Source organism: Falsiroseomonas oleicola (genome assembly GCF_019029495.1).
Classification (GTDB): Bacteria; Pseudomonadota; Alphaproteobacteria; order Acetobacterales; family Acetobacteraceae; genus Falsiroseomonas; species Falsiroseomonas oleicola.
In genome coordinates this window covers 889240-909221 of sequence record NZ_JAERQM010000001.1, presented here as the reverse complement: position 1 = coordinate 909221, position 19982 = coordinate 889240, and the positions used below count along the sequence as shown (strand labels likewise).

20 protein-coding genes are annotated in these 19982 nt (G+C 71.0%); 13 read left to right on the top strand and 7 right to left on the bottom strand.

What is annotated here, in order from left to right; genetic code table 11:
- Window positions 1-52: 52 nt before the first annotated feature.
- From JJQ90_RS04260 to JJQ90_RS04230, 7 genes are all read left to right on the top strand, one after another.
- Window positions 53-2326 (top strand): xanthine dehydrogenase family protein molybdopterin-binding subunit, encoded by a 2274-nt coding sequence (locus JJQ90_RS04260; protein ID WP_216873190.1) that lies wholly within the window; start codon window positions 53-55, stop codon window positions 2324-2326.
- Window positions 2327-2388: 62 nt separating this feature from the next.
- Window positions 2389-3588, top strand: coding sequence for a M20 aminoacylase family protein (locus tag JJQ90_RS04255; RefSeq protein ID WP_216873189.1), 1200 nt, complete (start codon window positions 2389-2391; stop codon window positions 3586-3588).
- Window positions 3589-3725: 137 nt separating this feature from the next.
- Complete coding sequence (locus JJQ90_RS04250) at window positions 3726-5522, top strand: peptide ABC transporter substrate-binding protein (RefSeq protein WP_216873188.1); 1797 nt, start codon at window positions 3726-3728, stop codon at window positions 5520-5522.
- A gap of 10 nt (window positions 5523-5532) precedes the next feature.
- On the top strand, window positions 5533-6492 hold the full coding sequence (locus JJQ90_RS27440; protein ID WP_216873187.1) for an ABC transporter permease: 960 nt from the start codon (window positions 5533-5535) through the stop codon (window positions 6490-6492).
- Window positions 6458-7384, top strand: a complete 927-nt coding sequence (locus tag JJQ90_RS04240; protein WP_216873186.1) for an ABC transporter permease — start codon at window positions 6458-6460, stop codon at window positions 7382-7384. Before JJQ90_RS27440 ends, JJQ90_RS04240 begins: the two co-directional genes overlap by 35 nt.
- Window positions 7381-8373, top strand: a complete 993-nt coding sequence (locus JJQ90_RS04235) for an ABC transporter ATP-binding protein (protein ID WP_216873185.1) — start codon at window positions 7381-7383, stop codon at window positions 8371-8373. Before JJQ90_RS04240 ends, JJQ90_RS04235 begins: the two co-directional genes overlap by 4 nt.
- Entirely contained in the window at window positions 8370-9344 is a 975-nt protein-coding gene (locus JJQ90_RS04230; protein WP_216873184.1) for an ABC transporter ATP-binding protein, read from the top strand. The genes JJQ90_RS04235 and JJQ90_RS04230 overlap by 4 nt, the downstream gene beginning before the upstream one ends.
- Window positions 9345-9399: 55 nt before the next feature.
- Here the strand turns inward: JJQ90_RS04230 and modC are convergent, their stop codons facing one another.
- The 3 genes from modC to modA are packed head-to-tail and all read right to left on the bottom strand — an operon-like array spanning window position 9400 to window position 11944.
- On the bottom strand, window positions 9400-10491 hold the full coding sequence (gene modC, locus JJQ90_RS04225) for a molybdenum ABC transporter ATP-binding protein (RefSeq protein WP_216873183.1): 1092 nt from the start codon (window positions 10489-10491) through the stop codon (window positions 9400-9402).
- On the bottom strand, window positions 10491-11183 hold the full coding sequence (gene modB / locus JJQ90_RS04220; protein ID WP_216873182.1) for a molybdate ABC transporter permease subunit: 693 nt from the start codon (window positions 11181-11183) through the stop codon (window positions 10491-10493). The genes modC and modB overlap by 1 nt, the downstream gene beginning before the upstream one ends.
- Window positions 11183-11944 (bottom strand): molybdate ABC transporter substrate-binding protein, encoded by a 762-nt coding sequence (gene modA, locus JJQ90_RS04215; protein ID WP_230410328.1) that lies wholly within the window; start codon window positions 11942-11944, stop codon window positions 11183-11185. Before modA ends, modB begins: the two co-directional genes overlap by 1 nt.
- 100 nt (window positions 11945-12044) lie before the next feature.
- Between modA and JJQ90_RS04210 the strand changes: the two genes are divergently transcribed.
- Window positions 12045-12392, top strand: a complete 348-nt coding sequence (locus JJQ90_RS04210) for a winged helix-turn-helix domain-containing protein (protein WP_216873180.1) — start codon at window positions 12045-12047, stop codon at window positions 12390-12392.
- A 4-nt stretch (window positions 12393-12396) separates the two neighbouring features.
- Here the strand turns inward: JJQ90_RS04210 and JJQ90_RS04205 are convergent, their stop codons facing one another.
- Genes JJQ90_RS04205 through JJQ90_RS04195 form a run of 3 tightly spaced genes read right to left on the bottom strand, consistent with a single transcriptional unit; the run spans window position 12397 to window position 14706 of the window.
- Window positions 12397-13221, bottom strand: a complete 825-nt coding sequence (locus JJQ90_RS04205; protein ID WP_216873179.1) for a substrate-binding domain-containing protein — start codon at window positions 13219-13221, stop codon at window positions 12397-12399.
- Window positions 13222-13243: 22 nt separating this feature from the next.
- Complete coding sequence (locus tag JJQ90_RS04200) at window positions 13244-13966, bottom strand: ATP-binding cassette domain-containing protein (protein WP_216873178.1); 723 nt, start codon at window positions 13964-13966, stop codon at window positions 13244-13246.
- On the bottom strand, window positions 13966-14706 hold the full coding sequence (locus JJQ90_RS04195; protein ID WP_377097743.1) for an ABC transporter permease: 741 nt from the start codon (window positions 14704-14706) through the stop codon (window positions 13966-13968). The genes JJQ90_RS04200 and JJQ90_RS04195 overlap by 1 nt, the downstream gene beginning before the upstream one ends.
- Before the next feature lie 50 nt (window positions 14707-14756).
- Here JJQ90_RS04195 and JJQ90_RS04190 point away from each other — a divergent pair, with 50 nt between their 5' ends.
- Genes JJQ90_RS04190 through JJQ90_RS04180 form a run of 3 tightly spaced genes read left to right on the top strand, consistent with a single transcriptional unit; the run spans window position 14757 to window position 17018 of the window.
- Window positions 14757-15632 (top strand): helix-turn-helix transcriptional regulator, encoded by an 876-nt coding sequence (locus tag JJQ90_RS04190; RefSeq protein WP_216873177.1) that lies wholly within the window; start codon window positions 14757-14759, stop codon window positions 15630-15632.
- Between the two features lie 56 nt (window positions 15633-15688).
- Window positions 15689-16141: an Rrf2 family transcriptional regulator gene (locus JJQ90_RS04185; protein WP_216873176.1), complete on the top strand. Its 453-nt coding sequence runs from the start codon at window positions 15689-15691 to the stop codon at window positions 16139-16141.
- Window positions 16131-17018, top strand: coding sequence for an NAD(P)/FAD-dependent oxidoreductase (locus tag JJQ90_RS04180; RefSeq protein WP_216873175.1), 888 nt, complete (start codon window positions 16131-16133; stop codon window positions 17016-17018). Before JJQ90_RS04185 ends, JJQ90_RS04180 begins: the two co-directional genes overlap by 11 nt.
- 3 nt (window positions 17019-17021) lie before the next feature.
- Here the strand turns inward: JJQ90_RS04180 and JJQ90_RS04175 are convergent, their stop codons facing one another.
- Window positions 17022-18206 (bottom strand): MFS transporter, encoded by a 1185-nt coding sequence (locus JJQ90_RS04175; protein ID WP_216873174.1) that lies wholly within the window; start codon window positions 18204-18206, stop codon window positions 17022-17024.
- A 185-nt stretch (window positions 18207-18391) separates the two neighbouring features.
- Here JJQ90_RS04175 and JJQ90_RS04170 point away from each other — a divergent pair, with 185 nt between their 5' ends.
- Window positions 18392-19426: a YeiH family protein gene (locus JJQ90_RS04170; protein ID WP_216873173.1), complete on the top strand. Its 1035-nt coding sequence runs from the start codon at window positions 18392-18394 to the stop codon at window positions 19424-19426.
- Between the two features lie 68 nt (window positions 19427-19494).
- Window positions 19495-19980 (top strand): DUF302 domain-containing protein, encoded by a 486-nt coding sequence (locus JJQ90_RS04165; protein ID WP_216873172.1) that lies wholly within the window; start codon window positions 19495-19497, stop codon window positions 19978-19980.
- Window positions 19981-19982 lie beyond the last annotated feature (2 nt).

The following is a 19982-nucleotide window of genomic DNA, read 5'->3' as shown; positions in this document are numbered from 1 at the left end:
ATCGCGGCCAGCTTCCGCCACCCTGGCGGGCGCGCAACCAGCGGGAGTCCCCATGGCGTTCGACGTTCTGCCCGGCCTGGGCCAGCCCCTGCGACGGCTGGAAGACCCGCGGCTGCTGACCGGCGGCGGGCAATTCACCACAGACCTGCAGGCGCATGGCGCGCTTCAGGCGGTGTTCCTGCGCTCGCCCCATGCCCATGCCCGTATCCTCCGTGTCGATGCCGCGGCCGCGCGGGCGCTGCCCGGGGTGGTCGCCGTCTTCACCGCGGCCGAGACCGCCAGCCTTGGCCACAATCCGGCGGTGACGGAAATCCACGACGCCGCCGGCCGCCGCCATGCCGAGCCGCACCGCCCCCCCATCCCGGCCGACCGGGTGCGCCATGTGGGGGAGATCGTGGCGATGGTGGTGGCCGAGACCCTGGCCGCGGCGCGGGAGGCGGCGGAGGCCGTGGCAGTGGACTACGACCCGCTGCCCGCCGTGGTGCGCGGCGACGACGCCCTGCGCCCCGGCGCGCCGCGGCTGCACGACCTGGCCCCGGGCAACCTGGTCTGCGACTGGACCAAGGGCGATGCGGCGGCGGTGGAGGCCGCCTTCGCGCGTGCGGCGCAGGTGGCGCGCATCAGCGCCCGCTCGCCCCGCATCCTAGCCGGCTATCTGGAAACCCGCGCCGCCCTGGCGCAGTGGCAGGAGGGACAGGTGGTGCTGACCACCCCCTCCCAGGGCGTTCATCTGCTGCACCGCATCCTGTGCGACCATGTGCTGGGCTGGCCGCGCGACCGGCTGCGGGTGGTGACGCCGGATGTCGGCGGCGGCTTCGGGCCGAAGCTGCCGCCCTATCCCGAACAGGCCCTGGCCTGCTTCGCCGCCTGGGAATTGCGGCGCGACGTGCGCTGGGTGCAGGACCGCACGGAACATCACCTGGCCGATACCCATGCCCGCGACCTGGTGGCGGAGGCCGCGCTGGCGCTGGATGCCGAGGGCCACTTCCTGGCCCTGAAGCTGGAAGGCGTGGCGAATTTCGGCGCCTTCGTCTCCACCGTCGCGCCCACCATCCCGACCGGCGGCATGGCCAAGGTGCTGGGCGGCCTCTACCGCATCCCGGCCATCCACATCGCGCTCCGCGGCGCCTTCAGCAACACCGCCCCCGTGGATGCCGTGCGCGGCGCCGGCAAGCCGGAGGCGCTGGTGCTGCTGGAGGGGCTGGTGGATGTCGCGGCGCGGGAGGGCGGCTGGGACCCGGTCCATCTGCGCCGGCGCAACCTGCTGCGGCGCGGCGACTACCCGTTCCGCACCGCCCTCGGCTATCGCTACGACAGCGGCGACCCGCCGGCGCTGCTCGATGCCGTGCTGCGACTGGGCGATGCGGCGGGCTTCGAAGCGCGGCGCGCCGCCTCCGCCGCCGCCGGGCTGCGGCGGGGGCAGGGCTTCGCCTGCCATCTGCATGGCTCCGGCGGCTGGGGCGACGAGACCTCGGTGGTGGAGGTGCTGGCGGATGGCCGGATCGAGGCCCGCACCGGCACGCAGAGCCAGGGGCAGGGGCATGCCACCGCCTATGCCCAGATCATCGCCGCCCGCTTCGGCGTGGCGCCGGAGCGCGTGCGGGTGATCCAGGGCGACAGCGCCGGCATTCCGCGCGGCGGCGGCACCGGCGGGTCTTCCTCCACCATCATCTCCGGCACCACCTTCGTCCGCGCGGCGGAGGCGGCGATCGAACAGGGGCGGGGAGTGGCGGCGGAACTGCTGGAGGCGGCGGCGGCCGACATCGCCTGGCGCGACGGCGCCTATGAGATCGTCGGCACCGATCGCCGCATCGGCCTGGCCGAGGTGGCGGCGCGGGCCGGCGGGCTGCGGGGCCTGGCGGATTTCGACGCCACGGTGGAAAGCTGGCCGGCGGGCATCGCGCTCTGCGAGGTGGAGGTGGATCCGGAGACCGGCGTGGTGATGCTCGACCGCTTCGCCTGCAGCTTCGATGCCGGCGTGGTGGTGAACCCGATGCTGCTGGAAGGGCAGTTGCATGGCGGCTGGGCCGCCGGCATCGGCCAGGCGCTGTCCGAGGATGCGCTGTATGACGCGGAGGGCCAGATGCTGGCCGCGACGCTGATGGACTACGCCATGCCCCGCGCCGCGGATCTGCCCGACTTCACCCTGCTCTCCTTGCCAAGCCCGACGCCGAACAACGTGCTGGGCATCAAGGGGGTGGGCGAGCTGCCGACCAATGGCGCCCCGGCGGCGCTGGCCAATGCCGTGGCGGATGCGCTGGGCGGGGTGAGGGTCGAACTGCCGATGACGCCGGAACGGGTCTGGCGGGCGCTGCGAGGGATGTAGAGCACCTCGCCAGGGCCGGCGCGCCGGTTCATGCTGCCCGTCATCGTGGACAGGGGTGCAGCATGAACGAGGCGGTGATCGAGGGCGTGAAGGCCTGGCAGGCGGAACTCGCCGCCATCCGGCAGGACATCCACGCCCATCCCGAGCTGGGGATGGAGGAGGTGCGGACCTCCGCCTTGGTGGCGAAGCAGTTGCGCGACTATGGCGTGGAAGTGGAGGAGGGTATCGGCCGCTTCGGCGTGGTCGGCACCATTCGCGGCACGCGGCCGGGCCAGCGGGTGATCGGCCTGCGCGCCGACATGGACGCGCTTCAGATCCCGGAGGCGACGGGCAAGCCCTATGCCTCCACCAACCCCGGCATCATGCATGCCTGCGGCCATGACGGGCACACCACCATGCTGCTCGGCGCCGCCCGCTGGCTGTCGGAGAATCGCGACTTCGCCGGCACCGTCCACCTGATCTTCCAGCCGGCCGAGGAAGGCCGGGGCGGCGCCCGCGCGATGCTGGCGGATGGGCTGTTCGATCGCTTCCCCTGCGACGCGGTCTATGGCCTGCACAACAAGCCGACCCTGCCGGCGGGGCAGTTCGCGACGCGCAAGGGGCCGGCGCTGGCCGCGGCGGACCGCTTCGCCGTGGTGTTCCGCGGCACCGGCGGCCATGGCGGATCGACGCCGCACCTCGCCACCGACATCACCATCGTGCAGGCGCATTTCGTGCTGGCCCTGCAGACCATCGTCGGGCGCAATGTCGCGGCGGTGGATGCGGCGGTGCTCAGCGTCGGCTCGATCCAGGGCGGTTCCCCGGTCTCCTCCAACGTCATGCCGGCGGAGTTGACCGTCACCGGCACCTCCCGCAGCTACACGCCCGCGGTGCGCGACCTGCTGGAACGGCGGATCGGGGAACTGGCGCAGGGCCTGGCGGCGATGCATGGCTGCACGGCGGAGGTCACCTACCAGCGCGGCGTGCCGGCGCTGGTGAACCATGCCGAACAGACCGACCTGGCCATCAGCGCGGCCAGGGCGCTGGTGGGCGATGCGGCGGTGGAGACCAGCTTCCCGCCGGTGACGGGCGGCGAGGATTTCGCGCTGATGCTGGAAGCGCGGCCCGGCGCCTTCATGTTCCTCGGCGGCGGTTCCGGGCCGGATGGCACCTCGCCCAACCTGCACACGCCGCATTTCGACTTCAACGACGCGATCATTCCGATGGGCGTCGCCTATTGGGTCAGTGTTGTGGACCAAGAGCTGGGCCAGCAGCGGCGCTGAGAAAGGTTGCGAAAAAAGGGGTTAGACAGTCCGTCGTCATGCTGTAGCGTTCCCGCCACAGGGGTTTCCCGAAGGCAGCCGGGCGGTCGAACAGACCTGGCGCCATCGGGGGCAAATGAGGCTTGGGAGAGTTGGGCATGAACGAGGACGACCTGCGCCAGATGATCGGGCGCGTGCAGCGGGGCTCGCTGTCGCGCCGCGGTTTCGTGAAGCGGATGGCGGCGGTGGGGCTGACGGCGCCGATGGCGACGCAGCTTCTGGCGCTGTCCGGCATTTCGCCGGCCTCGGCGCAATCGGTGCCGACCTATGCGCCGTCGCGGCGCGGTGGCGGCGGGGCGCTGAAGATCCTGTACTGGCAGGCGGCGACGCTGCTGAACCCGCATTTCGGGTCAGGCACCACCAATGCGGATGCCAGCCGCGTCTTCTACGAACCGCTGGCCGGCTGGGCTTCCGACGGCACGCTGCACCCGATCCTGGCGGCGGAGATTCCCTCCACCGACAATGGTGGGCTGTCGGCTGATGGCCGCTCCGTCACCTGGAAACTGAAGCGCGGTGTGAAGTGGCATGACGGCCAGGACTTCTCGGCCGATGACGTCATCTTCAACTGGGAATTCGCGAAGAACCCGGCGGTCGCCGCCGTCTCCTCCGGCTCCTATCGCGACGTGAATGTCGTGAAGGTGGATGACCACACGGTGCGGGTGGAATTCGCCCAGCCCACGCCCTTCTGGGCCGATGCCTTCGTCGCCGCCATCGGGCAGCTCATCCCGAAGCATCTGTTCAAGGATTATGCGGGCGCCAATGCGCGCGACGCGCCGACCAACCTGCGGCCGGTGGGCACCAGCGCCTACAAGTTCGTCTCCTTCGCGCCGGGCGACAACCTGCGCGCGGAGCTGAACCCGAACTACCACATGAACAACCGCCCCTTCTTCGACACGCTGGAGGTCAAGGGCGGTGGCGATGCGGTCTCCGCCGCGCGGGCGGTGCTTCAGACGGCGGATTTCGACTATGCCTGGAACATGCAGGTCGAGGACGAGATCCTGAAGCGGCTGGAAGCCAATGGCCGCGGCAAGGTGAATATCATCGAGAACGGCAATATCGAGTTCGTCCAGCTCAACCCGACCGATCCGCATAACGAGGTCGAGGGCGAGCGTGCCTCGATCAAGTCGCAGCATCCGGCCTTCGGCGATCCCGCGGTGCGCCAGGCGATGGCGCTGCTGATCGACCGCAATGCGCTGCAGCAATTCATCTATGGCCGCGGTGGCCCGGCGACGGCGAATTTCCTGAACAACCCGCCGCGCTTCGTCTCCCCCAACATGCGTTGGGAATTCAGCATCGCGAAGGCGAACGAGATCCTCGACGCCGCCGGCTGGGTGCGCGGGCGGGACGGCATCCGCGCCAAGGATGGCGTGCGCCTGCGCTTCATCTACCAGACCTCGGTCAACGCGCCGCGCCAGCGCACCCAGGCGGTGTACAAGCAGGCGGCGCAGCGCGCCGGCATCGACCTGGAGCTGAAGTCGGTCACCGCCTCGGTCTTCTTCTCCTCGGATGTCGCCAACCCGGACACCTACACGAAGTTCTGGGCCGACATGCAGATGTACACGACGACGATGCCGCAGGCGGATCCCGAGCGCTTCATGAACCAGTATGTGTCCTGGGAGGTGTCCTCCAAGGCCAATAACTGGCAGGGCCGCAACATCGCGCGCTTCCGGTCGGAGGAATACGACCGCATCTTCCGTGAATCGCAGGGTGAGCTCGACCCCGTGAAGCGGGCGGCGCTGTTCATCCGCATGAACGACATCGTCGTCTCCAGCAACCACATCATCCCGCTGGTGAAGCGGCCCCTGGTCAGCGCCAGCCTGAACAACCTGAAGCCCGTGCTGAGCGCCTGGGACGGCACCACATGGCTGCTCGGCGATTGGTGGCGCGAGACCTGATCTTCCTCGCGTGACCAACTACCTCACCCGGCGCCTGCTGATCGCGATCCCGAGCCTGCTCGGGATCAGCGTGATCCTTTTCACCATCCTGGCCCTGGCGCCGGGCGATCCCTTCGAGGAGCTGGCGACCAATCCGGCGATCCCGCCCGATGTGCGCGCGCATCTGCGCGCCAGCCTCGGGCTGGATGACCCGATCCATGAACGCTACTGGTCCTGGCTGACGGCGATGCTGCGCGGCGAATGGGGCTATTCCTTCGTCAGCCGCATTCCGGTGGATCAGCTCATCCTGCAACGCCTGCCGACCACCATCGCGGTGATCGGGCTGGCGCAGATCGTGGCGCTTTGCATCGCCTTGCCGGTCGGCGTCTATGCGGCGACGCGGCCCTATTCGCTGTTCGACCAGGTGGCGAATACGCTGGCCTTCATCGGCTTCTCGCTGCCCACCTTCTTCACCGGGCTGCTAATGATCCTGTTGTTCTCCATCTACCTGGACTGGCTGCCCTTCGTCTTCCGCACGGATATCGAGGCGACGGGCCTGAACTGGTGGTGGCAGATGCTGCGCCAGACCATCATGCCGATCATGGTGCTGGGCCTGTTCCAGGGCGCGGCCTGGACGCGCTATGTGCGCTCCGCCGTGCTGGATGTGATCCGGCTGGACCATGTGACCACGGCGCGCGCCAAGGGCCTGCCGGAATCGCGCGTCACCATCCTGCATGTGGTGCGCAATGCGATGATCCCGGTGGTCACGCTGGTGGCGCTGCAGATGCCGGCGGTGTTCGGCGGCGCCATCGTGACGGAGCAGATCTTCCGCATCCCCGGCATCGGCTCGCTGCTCGTCACCTCGATCCTGTCGAACGACACGCCGGTCATCATGGCCGTCACCTTCGTCTTCGCGATCCTGGTCATCTTCTTCAACCTGGTGGCGGATATCCTTTATGGCTGGCTCGATCCCCGTATCAGCTACCGCTAGCCCCGCCCGGAAGCCCCATATCGGTCCATGGGGCGAGGCGTGGCGCCGCTTCCGCAAGCACAGGCTCGCGGTGGTCAGCGCAGTGGTGCTGTTCTTCCTCGTCTTCGCCGTGCTGTTCGGCCCACTGATCTGGACGCTGCCGATCGACGAGATCGATTTCACCGCAAGGCTCGAAAGCCCGTCCTGGGCGCATCCGCTGGGCACCGACGATCTCGGCCAGGACCTGCTGGCGCGCATCCTGTACGGCGGGCGGATTTCACTTGCCGTCGGCTTCACCGCGATGCTGGTGGCCGTCGGCCTCGGCGTGCTGGTCGGCAGCGTCGCCGGCATGGCGGGTGGCAAGCTGGATGCGGCGCTGATGTGGCTGACGGACCTTTTCCTGTCCCTGCCGCAACTGCCGCTGCTGCTGCTCATCATCTACCTGTTCCGCGAATCGCTGACCGGCATCGTGGGCGTGGAGATGGGCGTCTTCATCATGGTCGTCGCCGTGATCGGCATCTTCAACTGGATGCCCGTGGCACGCCTGGTGCGCGCGCAGTTCTTCTCCCTGCGGGAAAAGGAATTCGTGGAGGCCGCGCGCGCGCTGGGGGCCAGCCGGATGCGGCTGGTGCTGCGCCATATCCTGCCCAATGCGCTGGGGCCGGTGATCGTCGCCGCCACCATCGATGTCGCCGGCGCGATCATCGCCGAAAGCACCCTGTCCTTCCTCGGCCTCGGCTTTCCGCCGGATGTGCCGACCTGGGGGCGGCTGCTGTTCGATGCCAAGGACAATCTGGATTTCGCGCCGCATTGGGCGCTGTTCCCGGGGCTCGCCATCTTCCTCGCCGTGGTCAGCATCAACTTCGTCGGCGACGGATTGCGCGACGCGCTCGACCCGAGGCGCGTCCAGTGACCGGCCAGCGTCTTCTCGAAATCCAGGGCCTCAAGGTTCATTTCCGCACCGATGACGGCTGGGTGCGCGCGGTGGATGGCATCGATATCGGTGTCGATCGCGGGGAGACGGTCTGCATCGTCGGCGAATCCGGCTGCGGCAAGACCGTCACCGCCAAGACCGTGCTGAAGCTGATCGACATGCCACCCGGCAAGATCGCCGCCGGCCAGGTGATGTTCGAGGGGCGGGACCTGGTGCCGCTGCCATCGGAGGCGATGCAGAAGATCCGGTCCAAGGAAATCGGCTTCGTCTTCCAGGAGCCGATGACCAGCCTCAACCCGGTCTATACGGTGGGTCACCAGATCGCGGAGGCGGTGCGCCAGCATGAGGGCCTGTCCCGCCGCGCCGCCATGGACCGCGCGGCGGAGATGCTGCGGCTGGTCAATATCCCGAATCCGGAACGCCGCGTGCATGACTATCCGCACCAGTTCTCCGGGGGCATGCGCCAGCGGGTGATGATCGGCATGGCGCTGTCCTGCGGCCCAAAGCTGCTGATCGCGGATGAGCCGACCACGGCGCTGGACGTCACCATCCAGGCGCAGATCCTCGACCTGCTGGCGGAGATGAAGCAGCGGCTCGGCATGGCCGTGCTGCTGATTACCCATGCGATGGGCGTCGTGGCCGAAGTCGCGCAGCGGGTGGTGGTGATGTATGCGGGCAAGGTGGTGGAGGAAGCGCCGGTCGGCGCGCTCTTCGCCACCCCGCGGCACCCCTATACGCAGGGGCTGATCCGCTCCATCCCCCGCATCGACCGCGCCGCCATCAGCCATGCGCGGCTGGAGGCGATTCCCGGCACCGTGCCCTCCCTGCTCAATCCGCCGGTTGGCTGCCGCTTCGCCGCGCGCTGCCGCCACGCCATGCCCGAATGCACCGCCGCGGAGCCGCCGCTGCGGGAGGTGGCGCCCGGCCACAAGGTGGCCTGCATCCTGTATCCGGAAGTCCGCTCATGACCGAGCCGCTGCTGCGCGTGCAGGATCTGCAGAAACGCTTCGCCGTGCGTGGTGGCTTGTTCGGCCGCAAGGTGGAGGAGGTGCATGCCGTCTCCGGCGTCACCTTCGACATCGCGCCGGGCGAGACGCTGGGCCTTGTCGGGGAATCCGGCTGCGGCAAATCCACCACGGGTCGGCTGATCCTGCGGCTGATGGAACCCAGCGCCGGCACGGTCTGGTTCGAGGGCCAGGAAGTCACGGCAATGGACCGCCAGCAGCTCGGCCGGCTGCGGCGCGACATGCAGATCATCTTCCAGGACCCTTTTGCCAGCCTCAATCCGCGCATGACGGTGGGCGCGATCATCGGCGAGGCGCTGGTCATCCACAATCTCGGCCGCACGCGGCAGGAACGCGAGGACCGGGTGGTGGAACTGCTGGAGACGGTGGGTCTGAACGCCGACCACATGCGCCGCTTCCCGCATGAATTCTCCGGCGGCCAGCGCCAGCGCATCGGCATCGCCCGCGCGCTCGCCGTCTCGCCCAAGCTGGTGGTCTGCGACGAGCCGGTCTCCGCGCTGGATGTCTCGATCCAGGCGCAGGTTGTGAACCTGCTGGAGGATCTGCAGGAGAAGTTCGGCCTGACCTATCTGTTCATCGCCCATGACCTGTCGGTGGTGGAGCACACCAGCGACCGGGTGGCGGTGATGTATCTCGGCCGCATCGTGGAGATCGCCTCGGCGCGGGACCTCTACGCCAATCCGCTGCACCCCTATACCGAGGCGCTGCTGAGTGCCGTGCCGATCCCGGACCCGACGGTGAAGCGCCAGCGCATCATGCTGAAGGGTGACGTGCCGAGCCCGCTGAACCCGCCCAGCGGCTGCCATTTCCACACGCGCTGCCCGATCGCCAAGGCGGAGCCGTGCCAGACGGTCGTGCCGGAATTGCGGGAGGTTGCGCCGGGCCATCGCGTGGCCTGCCATCTGCGGGGCTGACGCGTTTTCAAGTCAGGTTCTTCACCTGACGGTTCGGAAAATGCGTCCTTGATCGCTACCGCGCTGCGCCCAGGTGGTCGAAGGTCACCGCCTTCAACAAGGCCCAAACCTGCTTCCCTGGCGCCAGCCCCAGCCGCGAAACGCTGTCCTGCGTCACCCGTGCCAGCAGCTTGCTTGGGCCGATGGCGAGCTGCAGGAAAACCTCCTGCGGGCCGCTGCCGGGGCTGATGGCGGTGATCTCGGCGGCCAGGATGTTGCGGGTGGAAAGGCCGTGCGGTTCCTCCGTCGCCACCGCCACGTCGCGCGCGCGGATGCGCAGGCGCAGCCGGGTGCCCACCGGCTCCGGCCGCGCGGTGGAGAGCAGCGTGCCGCCCGCGAAATCCAGCCGCGTCAGCCCGCCCGGGTCGGTGCCGCCGACCTGGCAGCTCAGCAGCGTGCCGGCATCGCGGCGGGCGGCCAGGGGCAGGTCGGTGCGCGCGGTCAGCGCCTCCACCCCGCCTTCCGCCAGCACGCGGCCGTCCTGGAGCAGGACCAGCCGGTCGGCCAGCGCGTCCACCTCCTCCAGCGCATGGGTCACATAGAGGATGGGCAGGCCGGCGGCGTCGCGCAGCCGGGCGAGGAAGGGCAGCACCTCCGCCCGTCTTCCCGCATCCAGCGCGGCCAGGGGCTCGTCCATCAGCAGCAGGCGCGGGCGGGCCAGCAAAGCGCGGCCGAGCGCCACGCGCTGGCGCTCGCCGCCCGATAGCCTGGCGGGCCGGCGGTCCAGCAGCGCCGCCAGGCCGAGCAGGGCCACCACCTCCTCGAAGCCCGGGCCGGTGGCGCCCGGTGGGGCGCGCTTCTGGCCGTAGCGCAGGTTGCCCGCCACGCTGAGATGCGGGAACAGCCGCGCATCCTGGAACACCACGCCGCAACGGCGGCGCTCCGGCGGCAAAGCGATGCCGCGTGCCGTGTCCAGCAGCACCGTGCCATCCAGCACGACGCGCCCGGAATCCGGCCGCAGCAGCCCCGCCACGGCCGCCAGGATGGTGGATTTGCCGCAGCCGGAGGGGCCGAACAGGGCGGTCACCCCGGCCTCCGCCACGCCGAAGGCGGCCTCCAGCGCGAAGCCGTCGCGGCCGTAGCGATGCCGCAGTGCGACCTCCAGCATCAGCCGCGCCCGAGCAGCAGGTGCATGCGCCGTGCGATCAGCTCCGCCAGCAGCAGGCCGGCGACGGCCAGGGTCAGCGAAATGCCGGCCAGCCGCGCTGCCACCGCCTCTCCACCCGGGCTTTGCGTCGCGCTGTAGATCGCCAGCGGCAGGGTCTGGGTCTCGCCGGGAATGTTGGAGGCGAAGGTGATGACGGCGCCGAACTCGCCGAGGCCAGCGGCGAAGGCGGTGACGGCGCCGGCCAGGATGCCGGGGGACATCAGCGGCAGGGTCACGGTCAGGAAGCGGTCGACCCGCCCGGCGCCGAGCGTGCGTGCCGCGGCCTCCAGCCCAGGGTCCACCTGGTCCAGCCCCAGCCGCACGGCGCGCACGATCAGCGGGAAGGACATCACGGCGGTGGCGAGCGCCGCGCCCTCGGTGGTGAAGACCAGGCGGATGCCGAACCAGTCGTTCAGCGGCCCGCCGATCGGCCCGCGCAGGCCGAACAGCATCAGCAGCGCCCAGCCCACCACCACGGGCGGCACCACCAGCGGCAGATGCACCAGCGCATCCAGCAGGAAGCGCCCGGGGAAGCGGCCACGCGACAGCAGCAGCGCCATCAGCACCGCCGGCACCAGGCCCAGCGCGACGGAGCGCAGGGCGACATCCAGGCTCAGCCGGACGGCCTGCCATTCCTCGGCCGACAATTCCATCAGCGGGCGAGGCGGAAGCCGAAGCGTTCGAAGACCGGCACTGCGTCGGGCCCGGCCAGGAAGGCGTGCAGGGCCAGGGCCTCGGCATTGCCGGCGGCGCGGCGGGTGATGGCGAAGGGGTAGGTGATGGGCGCGTGGCTCCCGGCCGGGAAGGTGCCGAGCACTGCCACGCCGCGGCTGGCCGCCGCATCGGTGGCATAGACGATGCCGAGCGGCGCCTCTCCGCGTTCCACCAGCAGCAGGGCGGAACGGACATTGTCAGCCCGGGCCAGGCGGGGGGCGATGGCCTCCCACTGCCCCATCCAGCGCAGCGCCGCCTCCGCATAGCGGCCGACCGGCACATGGGCAGGGTCGCCCGTGGCGATGCGGCCGCCGGCGGCCAGCGCCAGCAGGTCCGTCCCGCGCCCCAGCGCCACCGGGGCGCGCGTGGGCGTCGTGGGCGCCACCAGCACCAGCGCATTGCCGATCGGGCTGATGCGGCTGTTGTTCACGATCAGCTCACGAGACTGAAGATAATCCATCCAGGGTTCATCGGCCGAGAGGAACAGGTCGGCGCCCGCCCCCTGTTCGATCTGGCGCGCCAAGGCGGAGGAGGCGGCGAAGGACAGGCGCGGTGCCGGATGGCCGCGCGACGCCCATTCCTGCCCCAGGGCACGCATCGCGTCGGTCAGGCTGGCGGCGGCGAAGACGGTGGCCGGCTGCTGGGCCAAGGCGGGTGCTGCCAGCAGCAAGGCGAGGGCGGCCAGGATCAGGCGGCGCATCATCGGCTTCCTTCACGATATCCGTTTGTAACGATATCCATGACGGAAGATAACGCAAGCCCCATTTCCGCGCGGCCCGGTCCATGGTTCCCTGGCCGCCATGCCCACCTCCAATGCCCTTCGGATTCGTGTCCTGCTGGCCAAGGACATGCCCTTCGGCCCCGGCAAGGCCGATCTGCTGGAGGCGATCCGCGAGACCGGCTCCATCGCCGCCGCCGGGCGCCGTCTCGGCATGTCCTATCAGCGCGCCTGGGACCTGGCCTCCGCCATGAACACGCATTTCAGGGAGCCTGTGCTGGCCCCGGCCAAGGGCGGGTCCCGTGGCGGCGGCAGCGCGCTGACGCCGTTTGGGGAGGAGGTGCTGGCCGCCTATCGCGAGATCGAGGCGCGGGCGGCCGAGGCCTGTGCCGACCGCCTCGACTGGTTCCGGCGCAACCTGGCGCCGTGACGCCTCATGCGCCCGGCTCGGCCTGCGCCGCATTCGGGAAGAACAACTGCTCCCCATTGATCTTGTAGCCGGCGATGGCGGCCTGGCCGGCGGGGGAGACGATCCAGTCGATGAAGCGCTGGCCATCCTCCCGCTTCACATGCGCATGGCGCGCCGGGTTCACCAGCATGACGCCATACTGGTTGAACAGCCGCGCATCGCCCTCGACCACGATGCGCAGGCCCTGGCGGTTGCGGAAGGACAGCCAGGTGCCGCGATCGGTCATGGCATAGGCGCCCTGGGCGGCGGCGGTGTTCAGCGTCGGGCCCATGCCCTGGCCGATCTCACGGTACCACACGCCACGGCCGCTGGCGGGATCGACGCCCGCCTGCTGCCACAGCCGCAGCTCCGCCGCATGGGTGCCGCTGCGGTCGCCGCGGGAGATGAAGGGCGCGCGGGATTCGGCGATTCGCTTCAACGCCGCGGCGGTATCGCGCGACCCGGCGATGCCGGCCGGATCGGCCTCCGGCCCGACGATGACGAAGTCGTTGAACATCACATGCTGGCGTTCCAGCCCATGGCCTTCCCGCACGAAGCGCTGTTCCGCCACGCGGTCATGCACGAAGACCACATCGGCATCGCCGCGCCGGCCGACATCCAGCGCCTGGCCAGTGCCGAGCGCCACCACGCGCACGGCAATTCCCGTCTCCCGCGTGAAGATCGGCAGGATATGGCCGAACAGCCCGGACTGTTCCGTGCTGGTGGTGCTGGCGACGGTGATGCTGCGCTCCTGCGCAAAGGCCGGTGTGGCAAGCGCGAGGGCGGCGGCGAGGATCAGGCGGCGGAACATGGCGTTTCTCCCAGGGTTCTTGTCACCACAGCAATTCGCCGCGCAGGAAGGCGGCGGCCTCGGCCGTGGCCGGGGCTGCGAAGAAGCGCGCGGCCGGCGCGTGTTCCAGCAGGCGCCCGCGATGCAGGAAGGCGACATCGCCGGCCAGGCGGCGCGCCTGCGCCAGGTCATGCGTCGCCATCACCAGCTTGGTGCCGCGCGCGGCCAGCGCCTGGAGGGTCTCCTCCACCGCGCGGGTCGCGGCGGGGTCGAGGCTGGCGCAGGGCTCGTCGAGGAACAGCACCTCCGGCCGCAGCGCGGCCGCGCGGGCCAGCGCAAGGCGCTGCTGCTCCCCCCCCGAGAGCTTTCGCGCCGGGCGGTCGGCCAGCGGCGCCAAGCCCACCAGGGCCAGGGCCTCCGCCGCGCGCCGGTCCTGCTCCGCCCGATCCAGCCCGGCCAGCGCCAGCGGGTAGCGGAGGTTGGCGAGGACGGATCGGCGCAGCAGCACCGGGCGCTGGAACACCATGGCCTGGTGGCGGCGCGGATCGGCGGCCGGGCCGTCCCAGGTGACATGCCCGGTGGTGGGCGGCAGCAGGCGGTGCAGCAACCGCAGCAGCACGCTCTTGCCCGCGCCATTCGGGCCGATCACCAGGGTCGGCCTGCCGGCCTCGATGGTCAGGCCGATCCCCTTGAGGATGGCGACGCCGTCGGCCGAGAAACCCAGCCCTTCGGCCCGCAGCGGCAGGATGGCCTCAGGCGCGCGCATCAGCCGGCCTGCCGCGCGGCGATGTCGCGCAGGCCCTGGGCCAGCGCGTTCACGGTCAGCACGATCGCCATCAGCACCATGCCGAGCGCGAGTGCCAGCGGCAGGTCGCCCTTGCTGGTCTCCAGCGCGATGGCGGTGGTCATCACGCGGGTGAAACCCTCGATATTGCCGCCGACGATCATCACCGCGCCGACCTCGGCACTCGCCCGGCCGAAGCCCGCCAGCAGCACGGTCAGCAGGGCGAAGCGGCCGTCCCAGAGCAGGGTCGGCACCGCGCGCCAGGGGCCGGCGCCGAAGCTGCGGAGCTGTTCGGCATATTCCTCCCACATCGCCTCCAGCACCTGCCGGGCGAGGGCGGCCAGGATGGGCGCGATCAGCAGCGCCTGCGCGATCACCATGGCGGTGGGCGTGAACAACAGGCCGAGCGGCCCCAGCGGGCCGGAGCGGGACAGCAGCAGGTAGATCAGCAGCCCCGCAACCACCGGCGGCAGCCCCATCAGCGCATTCAGCGCCACCACCACCCCGCCGCGCCCCGGAAACCGCGCCACCGCCAGCAGCGCGCCGAGCGGCAGCCCGACCAGCGCCGCCAGCGCCACGGCGGTCAGGCTGACACGCAGCGACAGCAGCACGATGTTCCCGAGCGTCGCATCGCCATCGGCCACCAGGCCCAGCGCCTGGCCGAAAGCAGAGTGCAGGTCGTTCATGGCCGGCAGGCTGACCATGGCGGTGCTTGACGTCAACCGAAGCCGGCTGCTCTGCTGGCGCAGCATTTGCCGGAATCTGCCGTAATATGCCGGATATCCTGACACTGAAGGAGGCTGCCGCCTATCTCCGCCTGTCGGAGCGGGCGCTGTATGACCTCGCCCGCGCCAAACGCCTGCCGGCGGCGCAGCTCGGTGGCAAATGGCTGTTTCCGAGTCGCGCCCTGCAAGGCTGGCTGGCCGCCGAGGCGGGGGAGGGCACGGCCCGTCCCGCGCCGCCGCCGATCCTCGCCGGCAGCCACGACCCGCTGCTGGACTGGGCCGTGCGGCAATCCGGCTGCGGCCTCGCCTTGCGCGCTGGCGGCAGCCTGGACGGGCTGGCGGCGCTGGCCGAGGGGCAGGCGGTGGCGGCGGCGACGCATCTGCTCGACCCCGACAGCGGCACCTTCAACGAGCCGGCGGCGCGGGACCTGCTGGCCGGGCAGGCGGTGGTCGGGCTGGTCTGGGCCTGGCGCGACCAGGGGCTGCTGCTGGCCCCCGGCAATCCCGCCAGCATCCTGGGCGTGGCGGACCTCGCCCGCCCGGGCCTGCGCGTCATCGGCCGGCAGCCCCGGGCCGGCAGCCACATTCTGCTGATGCATCTGCTGGCCGAGGCCGGGCTGCGGCTGGAGGCGATCGGCTTCCTCGCCGAACCGGCCCTGTCGGAGGATGAGGTCGCCGCCGCCGTGGCGGAGGGCCGCGCCGATTGCGGCTTCGGCATCCGGGCGGAAGCAGCCTCCCGCGGCCTGGACTTCGTGCCGCTGCTGCGGGAGCGCTTCGACCTTGTGATGCCCCGCCGGCAGTATTTCGAGTCGCCCTTGCAGACCCTGTTCGGCTTCGCCCGCAGCCCGGCCTTCGCCGCCCGCGCGGCGCGGATGGGCGGCTACGACATTGGCGAGACCGGCCGGGTGTCCTTTAACCTTTAGTCATCTTCAGGCTCGGCGGCTTGACGGAAGGTTTATCACGTATCACTGGATGATACATGACAAAGGACAGCCGGCTCTCCGCCGCCCTGCATGCCCTGCTGCACATGGCCGAGCATGACGGACCCACCACCTCCGAAACCCTGGCGCGCTGCATGCGCAGCCATGCCGCCCTGGTCCGCCGCACCATGGCCGGGCTGCGGCAGAATGGTCTGGTCCGCTCGGAAAAGGGCCATGGCGGCGGCTGGCGGCTGGCCCGCGACCTGAATGCGATCACCCTCCGCGACGTGCATGAGGCGCTGGGCGCGCCAGAGGTCTTCGCCATCGGCAACCGCTCCCCCGCGCCGCAATGCCTGGTCGAGCAGGCGGTCAACCATGCCCTGGCCGACACGCTGGAGCAGGCGGAGGCGATGCTGGTGCGGCGCTTCGGCATCATCACCCTGGCGTCCCTCTCGGCGGATTTCCATCGGCGGCTGGAGGCTGTGAAGAAGGATGCGACCCATGCGGCATGACGCCATCATCGTCGGTGGCAGCTATGCCGGCATGGCCGCGGCCCTGCAGCTGGCTCGCGCCCGGCGCTACGTGCTGGTGGTGGATGCCGGCCAGCGGCGCAACCGCTTCGCCGCCGAATCGCATGGCTTCCTGGGACAGGACGGTGTCGCGCCCGGGGTGATCGCCGACCAGGCCCGCGCCCAGCTTCTGCGCTACCCTACGGTTGCCTGGGCGGTCGACAAGGCCATCGAGGTCGCCGCGGAGCCCGAGGGCTTCCAGGTGAAGCTGGGCTCCGGTGCGGCGTCGCGAGGGCGTCGCCTGCTGCTGGCGACCGGTGTGGAGGACGTGTTGCCGGACCTTCCAGGGCTGGCCCAGCGTTGGGGACGCAGCGTCTTCCTCTGCCCCTATTGCGACGGCTATGAGCTGAAACGGGGTCTGCTGGGGGTGCTGGCGACCACTGACGCCTGGTTCCACCAGGCCATGCTGATCCCCGAATGGGGCCCCACCACCGTGTTCACCCAGGGTCGCTTTCCGCCCGATGCCGCGCAGCGCGCGGCGCTGACGGCGCGCGGCGTCACCATCGAGGAGACCCCGGTGGTGGCGCTGAGCGGGCCGGCGGCGACGGCGGAACTGCAGGACGGCCGCAGCATCGCCTTGCGCGGCCTGTTCCTGGTTCCCCGCATCCGCTTCGCCAGCCCCATCGCGGCGCAACTGGGCTGCGCCATGGAGGAGGGGCCGATGGGGCCGATCATCCGCACCGATCCGACGAAGGCCACCAGCGTGCCCGGCGTCTTCGCCTGCGGCGATGCGGCGCGCGGGGCGGGCTCCGTCTCCCTCGCGGTGGGGGATGGCGCCCTGGCGGGGGCGGCGCTGCACCGCTCGCTCATCTTCGGCTGAGACTCAGCGCCGCAGCCAGGCCAGCGGCGCGAGCGCCAGCCCCGCCAGCAGGAGAAAGCCGGCCACCGGCCCGCCCGTGGCCGCCAGCAAGGTGCCGAACAGCGCCGGGCCGAGGCAGGCGCCGGCATAGATCATCATCATGATGCCGGAGGTCGCGGCCGCCACCCGGCCCGGCGCCGCCAGCCGCGCCGTCTCCGCCAGGCAGATGCCGTTCCAGCCGAAGGCGGCGAAGCCGAACAGCCCCGCCACCAGCCAGACCAGCCAGACCGGCGTGGCCGGCCCCAGCCCGGTGCAGGCCAGGCAGGCCAGCGCGATCGCCACCCCCAGCCCGCCCAGCACCCGCGCCGGCGCCACCCGGTCCGCCACCCAGCCCAAGGCGAGGCGCGCGGCGATGGAGACCAGCAGGCCGATGGTCAGGGTCAGCCCGGCCGCGCCGATGCTCCACCCCGCCACCGTCACCAGCACGGTGGCCAGGAAGGCGGAGAAGGTGAACTGCACGCAGGCGAAGCAGAAGGAGGCCAGGCCCAGCCGCAGCGTCGGCCCGCCCGACAGCACTGCCGCGAAGGGCGCCCAGAGCCCCAGCCCGCCGCCGCGCGGCGCCAGCGACCCGGCATCCAGCCGCCAGCGCCAGGGCTGCACCAGCAGCGCCGCCAGCAGCAGCGCCAGCGCGAGGCCGAGGCAGGCCGCCTGCCAGCCGAGCGTCGCCGCCAGCACCGGCACCACCACCCCCGCCGAGGCGCCGCCCACCGGCACCGCCACCTGCTTGATGGAAAAGACCCGGTTGCGCAGATGCGCCGGTGCCAGCCGCGCCAGCAGGGCGGAGCTCGCCGGATTGGCCGGGCCATAGGCCAGCCCGATCAGCACCGCGCTCGCTGCCAGGGCCAGCGGATGCGCCACGGCCAGCGCCAGCAACCCGGCCCCGGCGGAAGCGAGCATCGCCTGGTGCAGCCGCACCGGCCCCAGCGCCGCGACCAGTTGCGGCGTCACCAGGGTGGAGATCGCGCCGGAGGAGAACAGCAGCGCCGCATACCAGCCCACCGCCGCCTTCGGCAGGCCGGTCGCCGGCAGCACCAGCGCCGCCGTCACTGGCAGGACCAGGGAGGCCAGCACCACCAGCGCCTGCGCCCCCAGGGTCACCCCCACCGCCGGCCGCAGCAGGGTTTCGTCGGCATGCGGCGGCTGCATCATCGGCCATGAGGTCCCGCGCAAGTGGAAGCCCCGCCATGCCGGGAATGGGGGGCGCTGTCCATCGGGGCCGGCTTGGCCGCGGCGGGGACGGCGCCTATACGAAATCAGGCCGAATTTCCTCCCCGAACCGGTCTTGCGCAAATGATCCTGCCTTCGGATGCCGGATCGGAGTTGGAGATTTCGGCATGGCGGCTGTTGCTTCGGGTGGAGAGGGCGGGCCTGCGGGCTGGGGGCCGAAGCTGCGCAAGCTGGCGCCGGGCCTGTTGGTATGCCTGGCCATCGCCATTGCCTCCGTCTGGCTGCGCAATGCCTCGGGCATCGCCGCGCTGAACCCGGTGGTGATCGCGCTGCTGGTGGGCCTCGCCTGGCGCTCCTTCCAGGGCAAGCAGCCGGTGCTGGATCCAGGCCTGTCCTTTTCCATCCGCCCATTGCTGCGCTTCGCCATCGTGCTGCTCGGCCTGCAGGTGACGGCGACGGAGGTGCTGGCGCTCGGCCCGGGCGCGCTGGCGCTGGCCGTGGTGGTGGTGGGGGTGACGGTGCCGGCGGCGATCTGGCTGGGCCGGCTGCTCGGCGTGCAGCCGGGGCTGGCGGCGCTGCTCGGCATGGGCACCGGCATCTGCGGCGCCTCCGCCATCGTCGCGACCAACCAGGTGGTGCGGGCCAAGGACGAGGACGTGACCTATGCCCTGGCCGTCATCACCCTGTGCGGCACGGTCGGGCTGGTGTTGATGCCGCTGCTGGCCGGGCCGCTGGGGCTGGACAGCATCAGCTACGGCCTCTGGGCCGGTGCCTCCCTGCATGAGGTGGTGCAGGCGGTGGGCGCGGCGGCGGCGGGTGGGCCGGAGGCGGCGCAATCCGGCACGGTGATGAAGTTGGCCCGCGTCATGCTGCTGGCCCCGGCGATCATGGCGCTGGGCTGGTGGGTGGCGCGCGGCGCGGCCGAAGGCGGCGGCACGGCCAAGGTGCAGGTGCCCTGGTTCGCGGTGTGGTTCCTGGTGATGGTGGCGGTGGTCTCCACCGGGCTGGTGCCGCGGATTGCCATCGATGCCTCCCGCTTCCTGGTGCCCCTGATGATGGCGGCGAGCGTCGCGGCGCTGGGCCTGTCCACCGACCTGAAGGCGCTGCGGGCGCGTGGGCTGGCGCCGCTGGGCCTCGGCGTGGCGCTGAGCCTGCTGATCGCGACCATCGCTTTTGTCGGGGTGACGCTGATCGGGCTGTGATCGGCGCGGCACCGTAACCGCCTGCGCTTTCGCGGCGAAGCCGCGGGGGTGAAGGCAGGAGACGGGCCATGAAGATTGCACCGCCGCGGCGTGCCGTGCTCGCATTGCCGCTGCTGGCCCTGGCGCCAGTGGCCGAGGCGCAGGCCCCGGCCGGCGATGGGCTGGTCACGGTCCCCAGCGCGCATCCGCCGCGCGCCACGCTGGATCGTTTCGCCGCCGCGGTGCGGGCGGCCGGCTGGGTGGTCTTCACCGAGATCGACCACGCCGCCGCCGCGCGGCAGGTCGGCATGGACCTGCCCGCCCGCACGGTGCTGCTGTTCGGCAATCCCCGCGCCGGCACTCCCGGCATGGCGGTCAATCCGACCCTGGCGCTGGACCTGCCGCTGCGGGTGCTGGTCTGGCAGGACGGGGCCGGGCGCACCTTCCTGACCCGCTCCAGCGGCGCCGACCTGGCCTCGCGCCTTTTCGCTCGCCACGGGGTGACGGTGCCGGCGGAGGGGCAGGCGGCGACCGAGGCCCTGCTCGAGCGCCTGGCGCGGCAGGCGACCGAATAGGG